General features: G+C 74.1%; 4 protein-coding genes. All 4 read left to right on the forward strand.

Annotation, left to right across the window (positions count from 1 at the left end; translation table 11 throughout):
- Positions 1–632: SLATT domain-containing protein (locus tag GUY60_RS35055; RefSeq protein ID WP_161705354.1), on the forward strand; the 632-nt coding region annotated here is incomplete at its 5' end.
- 170 nt (positions 633–802) lie between these two features.
- Positions 803–1129 (forward strand): ArsR/SmtB family transcription factor, encoded by a 327-nt coding sequence (locus GUY60_RS35060; protein WP_161705357.1) that lies wholly within the window; start codon positions 803–805, stop codon positions 1127–1129.
- A gap of 55 nt (positions 1130–1184) precedes the next feature.
- Positions 1185–1850 carry a GntR family transcriptional regulator gene (locus tag GUY60_RS35065; protein ID WP_161705359.1) on the forward strand — a complete coding sequence of 222 codons (666 nt, stop codon included), beginning with the start codon at positions 1185–1187 and terminating at the stop codon, positions 1848–1850.
- Positions 1847–4294: a glycosyltransferase gene (locus tag GUY60_RS35070; RefSeq protein ID WP_312866542.1), complete on the forward strand. Its 2448-nt coding sequence runs from the start codon at positions 1847–1849 to the stop codon at positions 4292–4294. The genes GUY60_RS35065 and GUY60_RS35070 overlap by 4 nt, the downstream gene beginning before the upstream one ends.
- Positions 4295–4358 lie beyond the last annotated feature (64 nt).

Raw genomic sequence — 4358 nt, forward strand, 5'->3', positions numbered from 1 at the left:
GGGGTGAGCCGGCGGAGCGCCTGGACGAGCTGTACCGGTGGGTGGAGGAGGGCGCGCTGCGCACCGCCGCCTGGTACCTGGCCGACCGCACCTGGAAGCGGCGCGGGGCGCGGCTGCTGCGGTGCGGGGCGGCGGCCGGGGCCATGGCCGGGGCGGCGCTGCCGCTGCTCGACCTGACCTCGGCGGTGGCCGGGGCGGCGCCCTGGGGCTATCTGTCGCTGCTGCTCGCGGTGGCGTGCGTGGGCGCCGACCGGTACTTCGGTCTCACCTCGGGCTGGATGCGGGACATGGCCACGGCGCAGGCGGTGCAGCGGCGGCTGCAGGTGCTGCAGTTCGACTGGGCGTCGGAGAGCGTGCGCGAGGTCCTCGGCCCCGCCGAGGGCACCGCGAGCGAGGCGGCGGAGCGGTGTCTCGGGGTGCTGCGGCGGTTCTCGGAGGACGTCACGGAGCTGGTGCGGTCGGAGACGGCGGACTGGATGGTGGAGTTCCGCTCCGGGGCCACGCCGCTCGGGCTTCGGTCCGCGGCCGCCGCCGGGCCCCGACCCGAGGGGCCGCCGCCGGGGCGCTTCCCGCTTCCTCCCGGCACGGCCCGGCCGAACATGCCGCGGCAGCGGCCGCCGGAGACGCGGTGACGCGGTGGCGGTTTCGGGGTGGGTGAGGTGGTCGACCCCCGGCCCGCACGCGGGGCTCCGCCCCGGACCCCGATCGCCCTTCGGGCTCGTCCTCAAGCGCCGGACGGGCTGAATTTGGCCTCGCGCCTCGAACGCCGGACGGGCTGGATTTACCCTCGTAAACTGCTTGCGTGGATGCGCAACAAACAAGGGCCGCCGTCGCCGTGCTCAAGGCCCTCGCCGATCCCACGCGGTTCACCGTGCTGTGGGAGCTCGGCCGGGGCGAGCGGCCCGTGGGTGAGCTGGCTGAGCTGGCCGGGGTTCAGGTCGCCGCCGTGTCGCAGCACCTGGCCCGGTTGCGCAGTGCCGGACTCGTCGTCTCGCGGCGCGAGGGCACCCGGATCTACTACCGGGCCGCCGGAGATCACGTACGGGCCCTCCTGGAGGACGCGTTCCTGGTCGCCGGGGCCGTCGCGGACTCCCCCGGGGCACGTCGGCGGCCCGGACCGGACGCGTAAGGTGACCAGCTCCGACGGCAGGCAGCCGGAGCCTTCGAGAGGGAAACCCACCACCATGCGCAGCACCGCGGTCACCCGCAGCACCCTGCGCCAGCAGATCGCCGACGCCCTGCGCGACGAGATCCTGGCCGGACGCCTGGGACCCGGTCAGGAGTTCACCGTCAAGGAGATCGCCGAGCAGTACGGCGTCTCCGCGACCCCGGTCCGCGAGGCCCTCGTCGACCTGTCCGCGCAAGGGCTGCTCGACTCCGTGCAGCACCGCGGCTTCAAGGTGCACGAGTTCAGCGTCACCGACTACCGCGGCATGGTCGAGGCCCGCAGCATCATCGCCGAGGCCATCTTCCGCGGCATCGCCGAACGCGGCATGGACCACCTGCGCGACCAGCTGAGCTCCGTGCGGCGCCGCGCCGAGGAGGCCCAGCGGGCCGCCACCGCCGGTGACCTGAACGTACTGATCGGCTACGACCTGCGGTTCTGGCGCGAGCTCGGCGCGCTGTTCGGCAACCCGTACCTCAGCGACTTCCTGCATCGGCTGCGCGTGCAGTCCTGGGTGTTCGCGGTGCCGTACCTGCGCCGGGTGCCCGACCTGGAGGGGCGGCTGTGGAACCGGCACAGCGAGCTCGTCGCGGCCGTGTCCGACGGTGACCCGGACACCGCGTACGCCCTGGTGACCTCGTACAACACGCACTCTCTCGCGCTGGTCGAGAACCTCACCCGGTGACCGTGCAGCACCCCGCCGGCTCGTGCCCGGCCGAGCTGTCCGTCGTCGTGCCCGCGTACAACGAGGAGCGGCGGCTCGGGCCCACGCTCGACGCGATCCGGCGGCAGCTCGCCGACGGGCCCTGGGAGCGCTGGGAGATCGTCGTCGTCGACGACGGCTCGGACGACGCCACCCGGGCCGTCGCCGAGGAAGCGGCCGCGGCCGAGGCCCGCGTCCAGGTCGTCGGGTACGACCGCAACCGCGGCAAGGGGCACGCGCTGCGCCACGGGGTGGCCGCCACCCGGGGCCGCCGGGTACTCGTCACGGACGCCGATCTGGCCACGCCGATCGAGGAGCTGGAGCACCTGGAGAAGGAGCTCGCGGGCGGCCACGCGGCCGCCGTCGGCTCCCGCGCCCGGCCCGGCGCGACCATCGAGACCCACCAGCACCGGCTGCGCGAACTCCTCGGCCGCGGCGGCAACTTCCTCATACGCGCCGTCGCCGTGCCCGGCATCCGCGACACCCAGTGCGGGTTCAAACTCTTCGACGGGGAGCACGCCCGCGCCGCGTTCGCCGCGTCCCGCACCGACGGCTGGGCCATAGACGTGGAAGTGCTGCGGTACTTCCGGGAGCACGCGCTGACCGTCGCCGAGGTGCCGGTGCGCTGGGCGCACCAGGAGGGCTCCAAGGTGCGGGCCCTCGACTACCCGCGGGTGCTCGGTGAGCTCGCCCTGATCCGGGCACGGGCCGTGCCGCCCGCGCGGCTCGCGGTCCTCGCGTTCTTCCTGCTCGCCGCGTTCCTGCTGCACCAGGGCCGCTGGCCCGACCCGTCGAGCCGCTACCTGCCGGACTCGCTGCAGGACCAGAACCAGTGGGAGTGGTTCTTCGCCGTCACCGCGGAGCATGTGCTGCAGCTCCGCAACCCCCTCTTCAGCGACCTCCAGGGCTTCCCCGACGGCGTGAACCTGATGGCCAACACCGTGATGCTCGGCCTGTCCGTGCCGTTCGCGCCGGTCACCGCCGCGTTCGGGCCCGCCGTCTCGCTCGCCCTCGTGATGACACTCGGCCTCGCCGCGACCGGGCTCGCCTGGTACTGGCTGATCCGGCGGTGGCTGGGTGTGGGCCGGGCGGCGGCGGTCGTCGGTGGGGGGCTTGCCGCGTTCGCGCCTCCGATGGTCAGCCATGCCAACGCGCACCCCAACTTCGTGGTCCTCTTCATGATCCCGCTGATCGTCGACCGGGCACTGCGGCTGTGCGTGCCGGGCGGCCGGGTCGTACGGGACGGGGTGGTGCTCGGGCTTTTCGCCGCGTACCAGGTCTTCCTCGGTGAAGAACCGTTGCTGCTCGCGGTCATCGGCATGCTGCTTTTCGCCGGGGCCTACGCGGTGGTGCGGCGGGACGTGGCGCGGGCGGTGTGGCGGCCGCTCGGCAAGGGGCTCGCGATCGGCGCCGGGGTGGCCCTTCCGCTGGTCGCGTTCCCGCTGTACTGGCAGTTCTTCGGGCCGCGCAGCTACCACTCGGTGCTGCACGGGGACGGTGCGGGCAACAGTCCGCTGGCGCTGCTCTCGTTCGCCGAGCGCTCGCTCGCCGGGAGCCGCGAGATGTCCGAGCCGCTCGCCCTCAACATCACCGAGCAGAACGCCTTCTACGGCTGGCCGCTGGTCGCGCTGGCGCTCGCCATCACCATCGGCCTGTGGGAACGGGCCGCTGTCCGGGCTCTCGCCTTCACGGCGGTCGCGGCGGCGTTCCTGTCGCTCGGCGCGGAGTTCCGCGTTCCGCTGACCGATGTGGTGCTGCCGGGCCCGTGGCGGCCGCTCGCCCACCAGCCGCTTTTCGAGTCGGTCATCGAGTCCCGGGTCGCGATGGTCTGCGCCCCCGCGCTCGGCCTGCTCGTCGCGCTCGCCGTGGACCGCCTCCGGATCGCCCGCCCCGCGCGCCGCGCACTCGGCCTGGCCGCCGTCGCCGCCGCCCTGGTACCGCTCGTGCCGATGCCGCTGCACACCGTCGAGCGGGTCCCGGTCCCGCCGTTCATCGCCGACGGCACCTGGAAACGGTACGTCGACACCGCGCGCGGCGAGAGCCTCGTACCGGTGCCGCTGCCCGACCCCGCGAACGCCGAGGGGCTGCACTGGCAGACCACCGCCGACCTGGGCTTCAAGGTGCCCGGCGGGTACTTCAACGGGCCCTGGGGCGAGGACCGTACCGGCATCTACGGCGCCGCTCCCCGGCACACCTCGAACCTGCTGCGCGACGTCCGGTACTCGGGGCGGGTCCCGCGCCTGAGCGAGGAGTGGCGACGGCAGGCGGCGGCCGACCTGGAGTACTGGAACGCGGGCGCCCTCGTCCTCGCCCCGCAGCCCGGCGCCCCCGCGCTCCGCGAGACGCTGCGGCAGCTGCTCGGGCGGGACGGCGAGCGGGTCGGCGGAGTGATGGTGTGGGACCTGCCAGCGCGGGACGCGGAGTGATGGTGGGCCTGCCCGCGCGGGGCGGGGCGCACTGAGTTCCGTGGGCCCTCGGGGTCTTGGGGGC

Source organism: Streptomyces boluensis, from assembly GCF_009908195.1.
GTDB classification, from domain to species: Bacteria; Actinomycetota; Actinomycetes; order Streptomycetales; family Streptomycetaceae; genus Streptomyces; species Streptomyces boluensis.